Source organism: Paenibacillus sp. FSL K6-0276 (genome assembly GCF_037977235.1).
In the GTDB taxonomy this organism is placed as follows: Bacteria; Bacillota; Bacilli; order Paenibacillales; family Paenibacillaceae; genus Paenibacillus_AQ.
Genome location: NZ_CP150276.1, coordinates 5776147 through 5794184 on the forward strand (window position 1 = coordinate 5776147; position 18038 = coordinate 5794184).

The following is an 18038-nucleotide window of genomic DNA, read 5'->3' on the forward strand; positions in this document are numbered from 1 at the left end:
GCATTTGTGTGAAACTGCAGAATAATAATTATTCTACCCTGGAGGCTAGAACCTTCCCGATTTAAAAATCGCAAAGATCAACCATAAGAACATCAGAAGCGCCACTACGCCACCAATCTCCACTGTAGGGAAATTCCATAACACTGAAGGCTGACCGCGCATCGCAGTGCCAATAATGAGTCCAACCATGATGATACTGAACGCAAGCATCACAATACTAAATGCTAAGCGGTTCCCAACCCGGTCCAGCTTTCGCTCCAAATGCTCTAACTCGGGTGCCACAATCTCTACCTTTAGCTTCCCCTTACTAATTAGCGCGGATAACTGCCTAGCCTGCCCAGGAAGCTCTAGAAGACTCTCCGTTAAATCGGCTACGCCTCCAAGGAGCTTACGCTGTAATCGTGGACCACTAAATCGCTGCTTCACAAGTTCGCGTCCAAAAGGTTCTGCCATCTCTAAAATGCTGATTGTTGGATCCAAGTTGCTAATGACACCCTCAAGCGTCAGCATCGTCTTGCCCAGCATCGTTAGATCCGGGGGAAGAACTAATCGATGCTTGCGAGCAATGCCAAACAGATCATTCAGCGCTTTGCCTATGCTCATCTTACTGAACGGAACATCATAATACTCATCGCGTAGTCGATCCATATCATTATGCAGTGCAGCTCGATCAGTATCCTCTGGGATGACTCCGAGACGCAAGATTGCCCGGACCATAGCATCCGTATTTTTGCGCATCAGTGCGATGATAAGCGCAGACAGCTGCTCTTTCATCTCTTCGTTCAGTCGCCCCGTCATGCCAAAATCAATCAAAGCCAGCTTCCCATCATCCATCCGTATAACATTTCCTGGATGAGGATCAGCATGAAAAAAACCATGAATGAAGATTTGTCTTAGCATCATTTCCACGAGCTTCTGAGCAATATCCTTAAGCTTAACGCCGTTACTCAGTAGCTCATCGCGACGACTCAGCGTAATCCCTACCACATATTCCATCGTCAGCACTCGTGCCGATGTATAATCCCAAAAGATATCCGGGATGTAGACTCCGTCATAATCCATCTGTTGAGCAATTTTCTCTGCATTACGCCCTTCTTGACTGTAATCCAACTCGCCAATTAGCGATTTCGAGAATTCCTCTACCATACGGGACAACTGATATTGCCTCGCCCAGCCTAGCTGCTTTTCTGCAAGGGCGCTTAGATCTTTGAGAATTTCCAAATCCCTGCTCATCGTACGCAAAATGCCAGGGCGCTGAACTTTAACAGCCACGACCTGTCCACTATAAAGAACAGCTCTATGCACTTGACCGATCGACGCAGCAGCAAGAGGAGTATCCTCAAAGGAACTAAAGATTTCATCCATACGCTGATCCAGTTCATGCTCCACGATAGCGCGCACGCGCTCCACAGGGAAAGGTGGTACATTATCCTGTAGTTTTACCAACTCTTGAATAATAGAATCAGGTAGCAGATCCGAACGGGTACTGGCGAGTTGTCCGAGCTTAATAAAGGTTGGGCCCAAATCCTCCAATACCAGCCGAATCCGCTCCCCGAGCGTAAGACTTGTGTGTGCCTCTTGCGTTACAAGACGGCGTGGAAGGGATAATACATGATAGAGGCCCAGCTCCTCCACCATATAGCCAAAACCATGGTGCATAAGCGCCATGGCAATGGACCGGTAACGTCCGGTATGTCTAATGCGTACTGCCATTTAGTCCGTACGCGTTTCCGCCGATGTTCCTTCTAGATGGGAAATCCCTTCCAGCTCGGCCAATCGACGCTCCAATACAGCAACTCGGCTTTCCAGCTCGTCAATATCACTTTGTACAGGAACCTTCATTTCCTTCAACACGCGTTGTACCTGTTCTTGTACTACAGACTTGAGCATACCTCGCTCTTCCTCACCGCGTTCAATCAGCCGATCAACGAGGGCCTTAGACTCCGAAGGAGCAAGCTCCCCACGTTTCACTAGTTCTTCAACAACCTTTTCTACTTTTTCCTTACTGACAATGGTGAGGCCCACTCCTAAAGAGATCGCTTTTTTAAACAAATCACTCATAGTACTTTCCTCCCAAAGATTCCGTTTCATTACAAACGGAGTTTATGATTAAAGTATACCCCACTGTGTAGATATTTCAAAAAAAACACAACATTTCTTAGTTAGTGATCGGAATACGAGCAGCCCAAGTAGCCGCCTGCAGGATCAGTTTACGTAGTGCTGGATGGAGGAAGGATGGCTCATGATGACCAGGCATAAGGAATACTACTCGTCCTAAACCATAGCTGTGGCACCATGCAGCTGGCAACCATCCATCCTCTGATTCATACTGAAGCAGAATAGTCCGCTCCATGAACGGATCAAATTCGAAATGATAAGGCTCTTCATCTAGTTGGAAATCCTCAACGCCCTCAGTAATGTCATGCTCTAGCACCTTAAAGTTCATCGGCTCGTAAGCGGAATGCCCCTTAAAGCGGCCTCCGATCAGCTGAGCTAGTTCGTTTCGCTTCGTCAATGAAGCACCTGTGTGAAGAACAATCAGTCCTCCACCACCGCTCACATAGCTGAGTAGACCAGCCGTTTGCTGAGGAGATACGGTTTCGTTCCACAATTCGTTGTAGGCAATACATAAGTCGTAACTTGCCAAATGCTCAATTCGCATCAATTTTTTATTCTCCGAACACTGAACGGTTAATAAATCATTTAAGATCTCACTAATTTGTTGGTCCACTCCTTGAAGTGGATGGAAACGGGGATGGGTATAATCACCAAGTAGTAGACATTTTCTTTTGTCCATGGGGATCCTCCTCCTTATTCATTGTTATTATTCGTCACATGTTGCCTATATTCTAAGGAAAACTGCTGCGAATGTCCATGCAGATGGCAGGTTTACTACTCTTAAGGCATCATCTTCCGGGCAAAAAAGCATCCCCACCCAGTGAATCCGGCGGGAATGCTTCTGCCTGGTAACGTCAATCTTGTAAGGCTGCCGCATACTATAGTCTAGCGGTTCGCCGCCACATATTTGCCCAGCTCTACAATCATGCTTCCCATCCGTTCATGCTCAGGCATGATGATACGTTGTACGCCCTCTTCCTTAAGCGCCTCAGAGGTAATACGCCCTACAGAAACAGCTAGCACTTTATCCTCGAAAGACTCCAGCATCTCCTCCAGCTTGCCCTGTTCCCGAGCAAATTGAGAGAGGAAACGAAATTGTGGCGCACTCGTAAAAGCCACGGCATCAATCTTACCTTCTGTGATTTCTGTAAGCAGTTTTTCAAGCTCACCTGGTTCTGGTGGAGTATGACGATACGGCAGCACTTGGCGGGTATTCGCCCCAGCCTCCTGCAGCCATGCGAGCATACGTGGAGCTGGATCGCCGTGCAGCTGCAAAACGACTTCCTTGCCCTGCAAATCCAGGGATTGAAGCCCACGAATCAGCCCGATCGTACTTCCATCGTCATCGCGAACCTCCGGCGTAAGCCCTCTTTTTTTCAAAGCATTCACTGTCTTATAACCCCGTGCGGCAATAATAGAACCAGAAAGTACTTCTAAGAAACGATCAGCGATATTCAGGCGTTCAGCCGTTTCGAAGAGAGCATCCAGTCCCATGCCTGTGGTAAGAATTGCCAAGTAAGGAGGATGGTTGATCCATGAATTCAATCCTTCCTCCAATGCCTCATCATCAAGAAATACAGTACCTTGGGCAGGTCGGCATATCGCCGTACCTCCCATATTTTGGACCAGCTTGGCCATTTCTTCCGATTTACGCGGACCCGCCAAGGCGACCGTGAACCCTTTCAATTGCTCTGCCATGTACTATTATCTCTCCTCTCTCCGTTGCCTAACCCAACATTATTGTTTATCAGTATACTTGCAAAGGACTGCAAAAGGGAAGATAAAAGCATCGTTCTCCTATCTGAAATATATATTATTGCTAGGAAGAGTGTATTTTAAAGCTACTCACAAGCTTCTGCAGTTCCTCCGCAAGACGGCTAAGGTCGGTAGACGAAGATGCCATCTCTTCAACAGAAGCGAGCTGCTCTTGCGCTGCCGTTGCGATGGTCTCTGTACTTACAGCCGCTTCTTCGGTGATTCCGCGAATCTCTCCAATAGCCTTCTCCATATGATCTGACTCCACCAATAAGGTCTGTACAGCCCCGCCCATTGCCTCAATCTTCTCCGCGGCACTCTTGACCGCTCTACGAATACGTGAGAAGGAACGTCCGGAAGTATCCACGGCCTCAATCCCTTCGGTTACTCGCTGCTTTGTATCTTCCATCGTATGGGTTACCAGCGTCATTTCACTATTAATGGCGGTAATCTGCTGTGCAATCAGATGCGCTGATCTCTCTGATTCCTCTGCCAGCTTACGCACTTCGGCAGCAACAACGGCAAATCCACGGCCATGCTCTCCAGCTCTGGCGGCCTCAATAGAAGCATTAAGAGCTAACAGATTAGTCTGACGGGCAATCCCTGTGATGACACCGACAATGCCCTCAATTTGACCGGTCCTTTCATTTAGCTTGTCGATTACACTGCCAAGCTCTCCCACTGTTTCATGGATACCATTGATCTTATCCACCACGCTGATGACCGAATCATTTCCTTCTGAAGCAGAGAGCGAAGTCTTGTCCATCATCGCAGACACCTGCTCCATATATACGGAAATATGATCCACTTCGCTTGTCGTCGCCGCTGTACTTTCCATTCCTTTTCGCACACCGATAACCTGCCGTTCTGTCCCTGCCGCTACTTCCTGAATCGCTATCGTCATCTGCTCAATCGTTTGGGCATTCTGCTCTGCACTGGCGGTTAACTCTTCGGCTGAAGAGGAGACATTGCTCGTCATCTCCTGTACGCCAATGATCATCTCCCGCAAGCTGAGCACCATTAATTGAAAGTTCTCGGCTAGCAGGCCAATTTCATCTTTGCGGAAAGCCCCTATGTCTTCGGACAGATCGCCTTGCGCTATCACTGCAGTTGCTTTCCGCAGCCGGAGAAGCGGCCGCAGAATAGATTGAATATTAAAATAGATAACGATCAGTGCAAGTAGAACGGAAACTACGATAACAAGCAGCGCTGTATTGCGGATTCCGCTCGTTGCCGAAGTCACTTCATCTATGCTTATCGTACCCCCGATTCTCCAGCCCGTAAGCTCATTAACCATAAACGTCATCTTTTTGTGTGTATCCTTGTTTACATAATCAAAAGAACCTTGTTCTTCCTCGAACATTTTCTTAACAAAATCATCGGATGATTCCTGCCCAATAACCTCTGTTGGATGAACAAGATATTTCTTGCTGTTATCAAGAATAATAATATATCCTTCCTTACCAACCTTAGTCGAGGTTAAGTCTCCTAATGCGGATAGGTTGAGACTCAAGGTAACCACCCCGTCTCCGCTCTTCAGAACCGTTGATATCGCAATCGCCGTTTCCTGATTTACGGTTTGAAAGGCCGGAGAGATCACAACACCTTTCCCGTGCTTCAGAGAATTAACATAGGCAGTTTCCTGCCTTGGATCGTAGCCTTCAGGCAGCTTAGCTTCCAAAGCATGGATGGATTGCCCCCTGCTTGTACTAACATAAATGTCCAGCACATCAGGATGTAGCACAGCATATTCCTTTAATCTGTCCTTCATAGAAGCTACCGTCTTCCCAGTTGCCTCACTGTTGGTCCCCTCAGCGGTGAACTCAGCGGCAAAATAAGAAACAGCATCTATTTTGGATTGAATATTCGAGTTGATGATTTCATTTACTGCCACAACACTTTCGGTAGCATTGTTCACCAGTTGATCTTCCACTTCATGGCTGGCAGATTGATAGGTTCGCCAGCCGATAATGATACTGGGCAACAGCAGAACTAGTAGGTATGTAAGAATTAACTTGGTTCGGATAGTCATTCCTGCTTTTTTGTTCATAGATGTCATCACACTCTCTCTCTTCTAGTCTTAAAGAAGGACATATTTACCAGACTTAATATATAATTATATATCCGCCTTTGGAACCGATTTTCCTCCTATCTTTCTTCATTTTTCTCATCATTCTTAAGAATTGTCATATAAACGCAACAAAAAGACCGCTTCAAAGGCAGCGGTCTACTCAAATATGCTTATTTAATTATCATTGCCGCAGCAAAAGACTCCGGTTCTTTCATCCTAGTTCATACTCTTGTTCTTGCAGTTCGGGCAGACGCCTCCGAATACCACATGGGCATGACCAATGGTGTAACCTGTATCCTTGGCTACTGTGTTCATCCAGTCTCGTGGAACTTGGTTCATTACCTCGTCAACCGCACCGCAAACCTCGCAAATGATATGCTGATGATCATCCATGCGGGCATCATATCTGCTGGCAGCCTCACCAAGCTTAAGCTCACGAATCATTTGTTTATCTGAAAGATAACGTAGGGAGTTATATACAGTACCGTATGCTAAGCTATGACCTTGTTCTACTAGTCGGTTCATTACTTCCGCAGCAGTGGGATGGTCATGTGAATTAAGGACGATATCGTAAACGGCTTGACGTTGGGAAGTCAAATTTAGGCTTTTCATTACTATCATCCTCTAACTTGTTTTTAGATCAAGTATAAATCGTGAATGTAAGAACGTCAATCCCACTTTTATCCACTCATTACTTTCTCAGTTACTTGATCAATCCAGAATATTTAATATCTACGTCAGCTTTGACCTGAAAATCGAGACCCGCATAGAGCCCCTTCCACACTTCCATTTCTGTATCATTATTAAAATGCCTAGCTCCATAGTGCAGACCCCACCCAAATGGATCCAGACCGCTAGCTTGAATTTTAGTGAACAACGCTAATACATCTTTTTCTAGTTCTTTTCCTCCAGCTTTCGCAATTTCCTCCAACATACCATGAGTCACCAAATCCGGGCTGCTACTCTCTTCGAGGATCCCTTTAATCTTAATATGATATCGAATAGTAGCTTTCCCACTCTCCGGATTTAATATTTTATAGTTCGAGGATGATCTCTCGGTGTAATACTGATACATGACTCCCTCAAAATGGGCTGGTAAATTGGTCCGCAGGTTTGAGCGCGATAACAGATTGTACAGACGGGTTTCGTTCGGTGTAAGAACCATCTTGATTTTCTGGCTATTCAGCAGAGCGATTTTGTTAATTACAAACTCATTTTTCCCTTCGGTCTCGATAATAGGCAAAATCGGATCAATCCCCTGCTCATAAATATTTCTCATCAGTTGAAAGGAATACACACTGGAAATAAAAGGAGACTCCGTTCCCTGACCACTCATAGCCACAATAAGAGAGTTCGATGGGATATGCTCCGATTTGGGTCTTACCTGCAGCACTCGAAGCGCATCTGGACGCCCAACTCCAAAATTGAGAATAAGCTGAATATCTCTGCGCCGCACCGCCCAATCCATCACATGCTGAATATCCTTGCGCGCAATCCCTTCCCCAAAAACAATCGATTTACAATGTGAATAATCCAGCTCCTTCGATACCCTAGATTTCATTCTACGAAGCGCTTCCGAGATACTCGGGGACTCTTCGGTTAATATCTGCATCTTCTCATCAATTTTGGTAACATCACCCTGAGGGATGGCAAGTTTCAAACTAATCTTGAAAGTCCCTTCTCCTTCACCAGGGTCAATACCAATCGCCAGTACGAATATCCGCAAATCAATTTCTTTGAAGTCGCAGCCGGGAAGGAGTAGCAGTAACACAATTCCTATTGCACTAAGTACTTTTCTCACAAACCCTGCCTCCTTACTTTACGATAACAATAAAACAGCAGAGCGATTAAGAACATCTCACCAAACCAACGGATTTGTAGAAACCAAGCGCCCATCACGTTGAGCTGATATTGATCCATCCAGATTAAGGAGAGAACCACTCCGCTGAATAAACACAGGATGATCCACTCTTTCCACTGCTCTGCCCTTGGGGATTGTTTTTTCGCAGATGAGATGGCACTTTTAAATAGTTCTAGCCCCACATGCCAATGAACGATTGCACTTACCAGAGATAAAGTCATGTAGGCAAAATAAAAAATAAACAGCATCCGTTCAATAATAAAGGATTCAATCCGGATACTGTCTGCCGTCGAGAACCACGTATATACATGTCTCTCAATCGCAGCGGTTCCGAAATAACCGATAGGGACCAAAAAGGTCAAGAGAAGTACGAGCAGACCTTCCACCCCTAAAATCCAGACATGCTTCAGCTTTAACCCATGAAATACCCGATTAAATATCGCCAGATTAATATAACCACTGAACGAAAAGGTGGCTGCCGCAAGGCTCATTAGATCCGGCTTATGCCAGACGTATGTAGTGACCTGCAGAACTGAATCCCAATTAAAATCCGGATTGATCAGCGCCTTTACGATGCCATAGAGAATTAACGGTAATGTCACGCAGAGAATGATTTCAAGACCATACAAAAGTGATAGAGAATCAAAGCGACAGCAGATACAGACCAGGATCAGAAAACTAATCACGACAGTATACGGACTTGAATCTGGACTAATATACCGCAGCGTAATATCTACAAAAGAGAGCAATGTAATCCCCCCAGCCACACACCATAAACCAGCAAAAAACACTAGTAAAGGTTTGACTACCAGCTTAGGCAAAAGAGGATTAAATATTTCCGGAAACCCCTTTCCAGGAAATTTAGCAATTAATACAGTAAATATATAGACAAATAAAGTGCCAATGACCGTTGCAATTAGTATGGAGAACAAAGCACCGTCAAAGCGTCTGTCTATTAGTTCCCTAGGAACAAAATTAATGATGTTGATCAAGCTGTTCATCAGAAAAAGACAGTAGAAATAACGGCTTTTGGCCATCATTGTTGCCCGCCCTTCTTCTTACCAAGGTTGTCAAGATAAAACAATCTGAAATAAGGTTGTCCAAAGCTACGCTGCTTGCATAAATACATCGCGAATCCCACGACACAGACCACTACACCAACCATTCCTAGAACAGCGGCAGCTATAAGAAAAATGTACTTCAGCACGCGTATCGACAAGCTCATCATATTCAGCGGGATCAGAAAATTGGATATCGCAACGGCAGAGACCAAAATAATCATAATATTACCTACTAGCCCTGCCGCCGTCGCTGCTTGACCCAAGATTAGGCCTCCTACGGTCGTAGCCGTTGGACCAATCGCCTTAGGGAGCCGTAAACTCGCCTCTGTCAGAAATTCCATCATCATAAGCATTAAGAGCACTTCCACAACAGATGGATAAGGCACGGTCGCACGACTACCCGAAATGAGCAGTGCAACCTGCACACGAATAATCTCTGGGTTATATGAGGTAAGTGTTACATAGACCGCAGGCAGCCACAACGTCATGCACACACCGATAATTCGGAGTAGCTTTAAGAAACGGCCCACGATAGGAAATTGGATTTTATCATCCATGGATGTAAAGAAATCATTAAATATAGAAGGCAACACTATCGCATATCCCGTTGTATCCAGCAATATTGCTACTTTTCCTTCAGACAAATTAAACACGACTCTATCTGGCCTTTCGGTCACAATGGACTTGGGCAATATTCTCAGACTGTCACTGCTTATAAATTTTTCAAGTTCTCCCGTAGCCTGCAATACATCAACCTTTAGTGTATTCATCTTCTCCCTTAGTTCCGCTAATACGTTATGATCAACACGACTAATGTCGTATAAAATTGCCACCTTTGTTTTGGAGATATCGCCGATGATCATGGTTTCCATTTTGAGATTAGTGGATTGATAGCGTCGACGAATCATGTTCAGATTAACCGCAAGATCCTCCGTTAGTGCATCTGAAGGTCCCTGTGAAATGCTTTCTGCAGACGTTTCACTAACACCGCTGCTCTCCGTACTCATAGCATCGAATAAACAGATCACATCATTTATGCCCAGAAGAACATAGCCGCTAAGCAAAAGCTCGATCGCTATTTCCCTCGTTGTCGCCTCTTCACTGCCCGGATACGTCAAAATGTAATCCCGGTAAGCGTTGATATTTTCCATCTCATAGAAGGGTGTAATTACATGGCGTCTGAGGGTCTGCGAATCTGTAACACTTTTAATATAAAGCAGGTTGATCTGCCCAAAAGGTGCGACGAGCGTCTTATCAATTAAATCGGCAAACCCATTCAACTGATCCTTGATCCATTCCAGAGAAACATTGTGCTTATCTTGTTGAACTGACATGGATCATCCCTCCTATTTATCCTGTGCTTCCCGGATGCCACCTTATTTTGGCACTGTTTCTCTAATTTCATGCACTACACTTGTGAATACGGAGTTTCTTTTAACGGGACTGTGGTAATAAATGAGATGAGGATTGTACAGATGGAGGGATAATAGATGGATCCACACCGAAAAATAACGCAAGGTCTCCCGCAGTTTCCGGAATCATTTTGGAGAGGCACCACGGATTTACCGGCTTTTCCAGAGCTAACTGAAGATATTTCTACAGATGTCGCAGTAGTGGGCGGCGGTATTACAGGAATCACTACAGCCTATCTGCTAAGTAAAGCAGGATTCAAAGTCACGCTATTGGAGGCAGGGGAAATTCTCAGCGGGACTACGGGTTTTACAAGTGCCAAAATCTCCGCTCAGCATGGTCTAATCTATCACCATTTGATCAAGCATTTCGGGGAAGAGAATGCCCGGCTCTATTATCAATCGAACAATGAGGCAATGGACTGGATCCTAAATACGGCGGAAGAACTTGAAGTGTCTTGCGGCATGAAACGTGAGGCGGCCTATCTGTACGCGGATGCTGAAGATCATAAAACGCTTAAACAGCTGGAGGAAGAGTATAAAGCCTATGAACAATTGGGTCTGCCCGGGGAATGGCTGGATAACGTCTCTATCCCTCTGATGGCGAGTGGTGCTATTAAATTACCAGGGCAAGCCCGCTTTCATCCACTGCAATATTTGAAGGCCTTGTTGAAGTTAATTGTGGAAAAGGGCGGCGTGATCTATGAACATACGATGATGGCAAACAAGGTGGAGAAGAACGATAAGCTTACGCTTTTTACGGAGAAGAACGACTATCGGATCACCTGTCGTTACGCCGTGTCGGCTTCACATTTCCCCTTCTACGATGGAGGTGCGCTATATTTCTCGCGACTACATGCTGAACGTTCCTACTGTCTGGCGATCCAGCCTGAAACGGAGTTTGAGGGAGGGATATATTTAAGCGCGAGTGAACCCACCCGTTCTCTGCGTGCGGTTGAATGGGAAGGCCGTAATCTGGTTATCGTCGGGGGCGAGAATCATAAGACAGGCCAAGGCATCTGCACGATAGGTCATTATGAGAATCTGGAATTATTTGCAAGCCACTTGCTCGGCATCAAATCGATCCCTTATCGCTGGTCAGCACAGGATTTAATTACCCTCGACAGGGTCCCCTACATCGGCAGGATTTCGGGCAACGAAGAGATTTATATCGCCACCGGATTCAGAAAATGGGGCATGACAAGCGGTACCTTGTCCGCTCAAATCATCTCGGATCAGATTCAGCGTAAAGATAATCCATATACGGAGTTGTACGATCCATCCCGATTTAAAGTAGGCGCCAGCATAAAGAGCTTCATCGTTCAAAATGCCAATGTGGCAAAAGAGCTAGTAGCCGGCAAAGTTGAAATCGTCCACAAAAAGACAAGTGATTTAAAAGCAGACGAAGGGGCTGTTGTCTTCCATGACGGCAAACGAGTTGGCGCCTACAAAGATCCAGAAGGTACGCTACATCTGGTGGACAGAACCTGTAGTCATATGGGCTGTGAATGCGAATGGAACGATGGCGACCGTTCTTGGGATTGTCCTTGCCATGGCTCTCGCTTCTCCTATGATGGAGAAGTATTAGAGGGGCCCGCCTCGGTACCACTGACGAAGATATATGAATGAGTTTTTCATGAAAATCTGCAAACCGTTTTCTTAGGGGCGATTGTAATTGCCCTATAGCATTCAGGTATAATAGACGTGAATGAAGCATTAGCTTCAAAAATGTTTAAGGGAGAGTGACGATAGAGATGGATTTGAGAGGAAAGAGCGTTGTAATTACTGGCGCAGGCAAAGGGATCGGCAAAGCCTTGGCCATGGCACTAGCTAAGGAAGGTGCTAATTTGGGCCTGATCTCCAGAACTTCAGGCGATCTCGAAGCGTTAAAATCAGCCTTAACGGAAGTATACGACGTTAAAGTTAGCATTGCCGTAGCGGATATCGCTGTACGCGAAGATGCTGAACGTGCTGTGGCTTCCCTGCAAAATGAGTTAGGAACATTTGATGCATTAATCAACAATGCCGGAATTGCAAAATTCGGCACTTTAGTAGAAATGGACCCTGCGGATTGGGAACGTCACATCCAAGTCAATCTTTACGGTACCTATTACGTAACCCGCGCTGCACTGCCGGCTATGATTGAGAAGAATGGCGGAAATATTATCAACATCTCTTCTACAGCCGGAGAACGCGGCTTCGCGACAGGCTCTGCTTACTGCGCATCCAAGTTCGCACTGATGGGCATGACCGAAGCCCTCGCACAAGAGGTGCGCAGGCACAATATCCGCGTTGTAGCCTTGACTCCAAGCACTGTAAACACTGAACTAGCTTCCAACGCTGGACTTAAGATCGGTGATGAAGACCGCATGATGCAGCCTGAGGATGTAGCTGAATTGGCGTTAACAGCCTTGAAGCTACCGGACCGTGTCTTCCTAAAAACAGCAGGACTCTGGACCACCAATCCGCAATAAAACAGCGCTAGCTGGTTCTACTCCAGCTGTACTTTGTACAGTAGAATGCCTTATGTAGACTATATTCTGGCTGTTCTGTTGCACATTCTGCAATGAAACCCCATTTTGGGGTTTGGGTAGGTAGCTGGAGATTAGGTACTTGTAGTTGAGGTAGGTGCTTTTTAGTTATGATTGGTACTTGTAGTGATTGTGGTGGATTCTTGTAATTGTGATAGGTACTTCGAGCTTTGGGCACTACTTAGCGTTTGAATAGACAATAGTTGCACTTTGTACATTTATTCAGCGTAATTAGAGGATCCTTCATACTTTAATTGCACTCTGTGCAACTAAAAGAAAGCAATTCTCGACTATTCACCAGATTCATAGAATTTAGTTGCAGAGAATACACTTATCTCTTCGTTTCTAACGAACCGGAACGTTTAAGTGTATAAAGTGCAATTATTTGTTCAACCTGATGCTTATGTATTAATATCACAATGCTGATCGGAGGTTTACCTAACATGCTGGTAGTAACAAACACCATTAAGGTTAAAGAAGGTCATGGCGAAGCCATTGCTCAACGTTTCGGAGGAAATAACGGTGTACAGGATATGCCAGGATTCGTCCGTATGGAAGTTTGGCACGGCAGTGCCAAAGAAGGTGTTGAGGAATTAAAGATCTGTACGGTGTGGGAGAATGAGGACGCGTTCAAAGGCTGGACCTCCAGCGACTCCTTCCGTCAATCGCACCGCGGTGCTGGTGGTAATGAAGCCATACTTGGCGCTTCCATCGACAAATACGAACTTATGATCAGCCGGACACCCGGCAACGGCAATTAAGTCTAGAGTCTGGCCAATTGGTTCCGTAAGCTATTTGGACAATTAGCGCTATTAGTCAACTGCGCCAATTGAAACAGTTGACTAATTTACCTGTTAGCCTAAAATACCCCTCCCTTCACATAAAGACTCAGCAAGATGTGAAAGGAGGGGTATTTGGGTTGCTTCAATTTACTTTAAATTAACCTGCGTCCGTCAAATCTCCTTCGGAGAACTGACTGTTATAGAGATCAGCATAGAATCCGCCTTGTGCCAGCAGTTCCTCGTGGTTGCCTTTCTCGATTACACTACCTTGATTCATAACAAGGATGAGGTCCGCGTCTCGAATCGTCGAAAGACGGTGGGCGATAACAAAGCTGGTTCTGTTTTGCATCAGCGCCTTCATCGCTTTTTGAATCAACAATTCTGTCCGTGTATCGACACTGCTCGTTGCTTCATCAAGAATGAGGATCGATGGATCGGCCAGAATCGCACGAGCAATCGTAATCAACTGCTTCTGTCCTTGTGAAATATTAGAAGCTTCTTCATTTAACACCGTATTATAGCCAAGCGGAAGTGTACGGATAAAGTGATCGGCATGAGCAGCTTTGGCAGCCCGCACCACATCCGCTTCCGATGCGCCTTCACGACCATAAGCAATGTTGTCGCGTATTGTACCATTGAACAACCAGGTATCCTGAAGTACCATACCAAATTTGCTGCGCAGGTCACTCCGTTTCATGTTGGTAATATTAACTCCATCAATGATAATTTCCCCATCGTTAAGCTCGTAGAAGCGCATCAACAGGTTAATCAGAGTGGTTTTACCAGCACCAGTAGGACCAACAATAGCTATAGTCTGACCTGGACTAACCTCAATGTTCATATCCTCAATCAGAATAGCATCTTCTTTATATCCGAATTTCACATGACGGAACTCAACGGAACCTTCCGGAGTACCTTCATCAAGCTTCGCAAGCGTAGTATTAACTTCCTTAACTTCCTCTTCTTCATCCAGAAGTTCAAATACCCGTTCTGCGGAAGCAATGGTGGATTGAATAATATTAGCTATGTTAGCCGTTTGTGCAATCGGCTGGGTGAACTGACGTGAATACTGAATAAAGGCTTGGATATCCCCGACATCAATCATTTTTTTAGTAACAAAAATACCACCAACTACACAGATAAGCACATAACCCAAGTTACCAATAAACATCATGAGCGGCATAATCATACCGGACATGAATTGGGCACGCCAGCCAGAGTCGTAAAGCTTATCGTTAATTTCATCGAAATCCTTAAGCGACTGCGGTTCGCGACCGAATGCTTTAATAATTCGGTGACCTGTATACATTTCCTCTACATGACCATTCAACTGACCGAGCGATTTCTGCTGCCCCACAAAATAAGTCTGCGAGCGTTTGGAGATAGCCATAATCACAACGAAGCTGAGTGGCAACGTAGTAATCGTAATTAAAGTCAGCCATGGGCTGATGGTAAGCATCATTACAATGACACCAATAATAGTGACGATTGAGGTAATCAATTGCGTTAAGCTCTGCTGCAACGTAGTACTGATGTTATCCACGTCATTCGTAGCGCGGCTGAGAATTTCCCCGTGTGTGCGGGAGTCAAAATACTTCAAAGGCAAACGTTCCAGCTTGCTGTTAATCTGCTCACGCATGTCATAAACGACTTTCTGAGCTACACCAGCCATTACATACTGCTGAATATAGCTAAACAGAGCACTAAGCAGATACAGACCTGCAAGTATGATCAGGATATCATTAATATATCCGAAATCAATGGTGGCTCCCTCAACACCCATCATTTTGCCGTATGCACCTTCGAACAGCTTGGTTGTTGCTTTACCCATAACCTTAGGGCTGAAGATACTGAATACCGTACTGGCAATAGCCATAATTAGAACGATGATCAATTGAACCATACGTGGTCGTAAATACTTGATCAGACGACGAAGCGTACCCTTAAAGTCTTTAGCCTTTTCTGCAGGCAGCCGCATTCCAGGACCGCCACCCGGACCTCTATGGCCGCTCGGAGCAGAAGGTTTTCTGTTTTGTTCGCTCATGCTATTTCCTCCTCTGACAGCTGCGAGGATACGATCTCGCGGTACACATCACTGCTCGCGAGCAGTTCACGGTGAGTGCCCATTCCGGCGATTTCACCCTCATCAATAACAATAATCCGGTCGGCATCCATAACGGTACTAACCCGCTGAGCTACGATTAGAACAGTGGATTCCGTGGTTTCATCTTTGAGTGCCGCACGAAGCTTAGCATCTGTTTTGAAATCAAGTGCTGAGAAGCTGTCGTCGAACAAATAAACTTGAGGTTTTCTCACAAGCGCACGAGCAATGGACAACCGCTGCTTCTGACCACCGGAGACATTACTACCACCCTGAGCAATTTCCGACTCAAATCCATCTTTCATCGCGGATACGAAATCGTAGGCTTGTGCCACCTTGGCTGCATGAATAATTTCTTCATCGGTAGCATCCTCTTTACCGTAGCGGATGTTTTCGTTAATCGTACCTGAGAACAATACCGCTTTTTGAGGGATGTAACCAATTTTGCTCCGTAGCTCTTCTTGTGTCATCTCACGAACATCTACGCCGTTAACACGTACAGCACCTTCGTTAACATCATAGAACCTTGGAATCAAGCTAAGCAGCGTAGATTTACCTGAACCTGTACCGCCGATAATCGCAGTAACTTCACCTGGACGAGCACTAAAGCTAATTTTCGAAAGTGCAGGTTGTTCCGCGCCAGGATAAGAGAAGGATACGTTATCGAATTCAACAAAACCACGCATAGAATCGCGGCCGTCTTTTTTAGTAGCTTGAGCCGTTGTACGCAATTCACTCTCTGAAGGATCTGTGAACTCCGGCTGCATATCGAGTACTTCATTGATACGCAAGGCTGAAGCTGAAGCACGAGGAATCAGCACGAACATCATCGACACCATAATCAGGGAGAACATGATTTGCATCGCATATTGAATAAATGCCATCAGTGAGCCAACTTGCAAATCGCCATCGCCAATCCGTATCCCACCAAAGTAAAGAATAGCGATCATGGAAAAGTTCATAATAATCATCATAAGCGGCATCAAACCGGCCATAATTTTATTTACCTTGATTGCTGTATCTGTCAGATCACGGTTAGCCTCAGAGAAGCGTTTATTCTCATGGTCAATTCGGTTAAATGAACGGATAACACGAATACCAGTCAAATGTTCACGCAGCACCAGATTCAATTTATCCAGCTTAACCTGTATCGCTTTAAACAGCGGTAACCCCTTCATCCCGATGAAGAAAATTGCCCCAACGAGTACCGGGATCACTACTACAAAGATCAATGATAATTTCGCATCTTCAGACACCGCCATGATGATACCACCAATCATCATCATCGGCGCACCGATCATCATACGCAGCATCATAGTAAGTACAGTCTGTACCTGTGTAATATCATTCGTTGTGCGCGTAATTAAGGATGCGGTACCGAGCTTATCGAATTCATGCAGCGTGAAATTCTCTACATGATTAAACACACGAGCACGGGTAAGTTTACCGAACCCCGCTGCCACTTTTGCCGATAAGTAACTGGCAATGACTGAACATATGGCCCCGCCTCCTGCAACTAGAAGCATGAAGCTACCTATTTTCCAAATATAATTACGATCTCCCTGAACAATTCCTTTATCGACGATGTCGGACATCAGCGTAGGGAGGTATAAGTCGCCCATGGACTGCAAGAACACAAGAATTAATACAGCACCAATAGCTACTCGAAATGGCTTCAGTTGTTTAAATAATTTAATCAATCTTCTCATCTCCGTTCATTTGTAGCCTATCCCAATTAGGTGGCGGATTATCTTCAACGAAAGCATGTACCTTCAGCAGTAGTTCTGTGAGCTGCTTAGTCTCTTTTTCACCTAAGTACCGTACGAGCTCATTAAGCAACCCGTCCCGATATTGTTCTGCTTTCCGTGTGAGTTCCTTTCCACTCTCTGTCAGTTTCACACGTACGACTCTTCGGTCCGAAGGATCCGCGTGTCTTTCCACCATCTGTTTCGCCTCAAGACTGTTAATCAATTGCGTAATGGTAGGAGGAGTGAATCCGAGAAGTCGGCTGATTTCAGACACCTTTAGACCCTCTTCATCAGAATGATTCCATTTTTCAATGCATATCATTAAAGTCATCTCACTCGGCTTATGGCCATCAACGCCTTTTTGCCATTGTGCTTTATGCAGCCGTTTCATCGCCGCAAAAAGCTTGTGTGCGACTGAATTTTCATTATTTTCTGTATTTCCTCCGTTTATCCCAATTTCTTTCACCTCTAATTTAGTTAGGTCTACTAATTATTAAACACTGTATTATTTAGGCTACCTAATTATATTTTCGGCGCAACGCTTTGTCAAATTTTAAATACGCTATCAATTATTACGAAAAAGAAAACTCCCAAGCACAAT

15 protein-coding genes are annotated in these 18038 nt (G+C 45.2%); 3 read left to right on the forward strand and 12 right to left on the reverse strand.

Going from position 1 to position 18038, the window contains the following annotated elements; genetic code table 11:
- Positions 1-45: 45 nt before the first annotated feature.
- The 9 genes from MHH52_RS27245 to MHH52_RS27285 all read right to left on the reverse strand — a co-directional run bounded on the left by MHH52_RS27245 (position 46) and on the right by MHH52_RS27285 (position 10200).
- On the reverse strand, positions 46-1713 hold the full coding sequence (locus MHH52_RS27245; RefSeq protein ID WP_340005486.1) for an AarF/ABC1/UbiB kinase family protein: 1668 nt from the start codon (positions 1711-1713) through the stop codon (positions 46-48).
- A complete protein-coding gene (locus MHH52_RS27250) occupies positions 1714-2061 on the reverse strand; it encodes a polyhydroxyalkanoate synthesis regulator (RefSeq protein ID WP_340005488.1) in 348 nt (115 codons plus the stop codon).
- Between the two features lie 97 nt (positions 2062-2158).
- The gene (locus MHH52_RS27255; protein WP_340005490.1) at positions 2159-2797 is read right to left on the reverse strand and encodes a ThuA domain-containing protein; all 639 of its coding nucleotides are present in this window, start codon (positions 2795-2797) and stop codon (positions 2159-2161) included.
- Positions 2798-3003: 206 nt separating this feature from the next.
- Positions 3004-3816: a uroporphyrinogen-III synthase gene (locus tag MHH52_RS27260; RefSeq protein WP_340005492.1), complete on the reverse strand. Its 813-nt coding sequence runs from the start codon at positions 3814-3816 to the stop codon at positions 3004-3006.
- A gap of 121 nt (positions 3817-3937) precedes the next feature.
- The gene (locus tag MHH52_RS27265; RefSeq protein WP_340005494.1) at positions 3938-5932 is read right to left on the reverse strand and encodes a methyl-accepting chemotaxis protein; all 1995 of its coding nucleotides are present in this window, start codon (positions 5930-5932) and stop codon (positions 3938-3940) included.
- 228 nt (positions 5933-6160) lie between these two features.
- Positions 6161-6556 carry a transcriptional repressor gene (locus MHH52_RS27270; protein WP_149645372.1) on the reverse strand — a complete coding sequence of 132 codons (396 nt, stop codon included), beginning with the start codon at positions 6554-6556 and terminating at the stop codon, positions 6161-6163.
- 91 nt (positions 6557-6647) lie between these two features.
- On the reverse strand, positions 6648-7745 hold the full coding sequence (locus MHH52_RS27275) for a Ger(x)C family spore germination protein (RefSeq protein ID WP_340005497.1): 1098 nt from the start codon (positions 7743-7745) through the stop codon (positions 6648-6650).
- Positions 7742-8845 carry a GerAB/ArcD/ProY family transporter gene (locus tag MHH52_RS27280; RefSeq protein ID WP_340005499.1) on the reverse strand — a complete coding sequence of 368 codons (1104 nt, stop codon included), beginning with the start codon at positions 8843-8845 and terminating at the stop codon, positions 7742-7744. The genes MHH52_RS27275 and MHH52_RS27280 overlap by 4 nt, the downstream gene beginning before the upstream one ends.
- Positions 8842-10200: a spore germination protein gene (locus MHH52_RS27285; protein ID WP_340005501.1), complete on the reverse strand. Its 1359-nt coding sequence runs from the start codon at positions 10198-10200 to the stop codon at positions 8842-8844. Before MHH52_RS27285 ends, MHH52_RS27280 begins: the two co-directional genes overlap by 4 nt.
- A 156-nt stretch (positions 10201-10356) precedes the next feature.
- Between MHH52_RS27285 and MHH52_RS27290 the strand changes: the two genes are divergently transcribed.
- The 3 genes from MHH52_RS27290 to MHH52_RS27300 all read left to right on the forward strand — a co-directional run bounded on the left by MHH52_RS27290 (position 10357) and on the right by MHH52_RS27300 (position 13567).
- Positions 10357-11904: an FAD-dependent oxidoreductase gene (locus MHH52_RS27290; RefSeq protein ID WP_340005503.1), complete on the forward strand. Its 1548-nt coding sequence runs from the start codon at positions 10357-10359 to the stop codon at positions 11902-11904.
- A 125-nt stretch (positions 11905-12029) separates the two neighbouring features.
- On the forward strand, positions 12030-12749 hold the full coding sequence (locus MHH52_RS27295) for a 3-ketoacyl-ACP reductase (protein ID WP_340005505.1): 720 nt from the start codon (positions 12030-12032) through the stop codon (positions 12747-12749).
- A 500-nt stretch (positions 12750-13249) separates the two neighbouring features.
- On the forward strand, positions 13250-13567 hold the full coding sequence (locus MHH52_RS27300) for an antibiotic biosynthesis monooxygenase (protein WP_313638449.1): 318 nt from the start codon (positions 13250-13252) through the stop codon (positions 13565-13567).
- A 178-nt stretch (positions 13568-13745) separates the two neighbouring features.
- On the opposite strand, the gene MHH52_RS27305 is transcribed toward MHH52_RS27300, so the two are convergent.
- Genes MHH52_RS27305 through MHH52_RS27315 form a run of 3 tightly spaced genes read right to left on the reverse strand, consistent with a single transcriptional unit; the run spans position 13746 to position 17828 of the window.
- Positions 13746-15632 carry an ABC transporter ATP-binding protein gene (locus MHH52_RS27305; protein ID WP_340005508.1) on the reverse strand — a complete coding sequence of 629 codons (1887 nt, stop codon included), beginning with the start codon at positions 15630-15632 and terminating at the stop codon, positions 13746-13748.
- Positions 15629-17389: an ABC transporter ATP-binding protein gene (locus MHH52_RS27310; protein ID WP_340005510.1), complete on the reverse strand. Its 1761-nt coding sequence runs from the start codon at positions 17387-17389 to the stop codon at positions 15629-15631. Before MHH52_RS27310 ends, MHH52_RS27305 begins: the two co-directional genes overlap by 4 nt.
- Positions 17382-17828 carry a MarR family transcriptional regulator gene (locus MHH52_RS27315; RefSeq protein WP_340005512.1) on the reverse strand — a complete coding sequence of 149 codons (447 nt, stop codon included), beginning with the start codon at positions 17826-17828 and terminating at the stop codon, positions 17382-17384. Before MHH52_RS27315 ends, MHH52_RS27310 begins: the two co-directional genes overlap by 8 nt.
- Between the last annotated feature and the right edge of the window lie 210 nt (positions 17829-18038).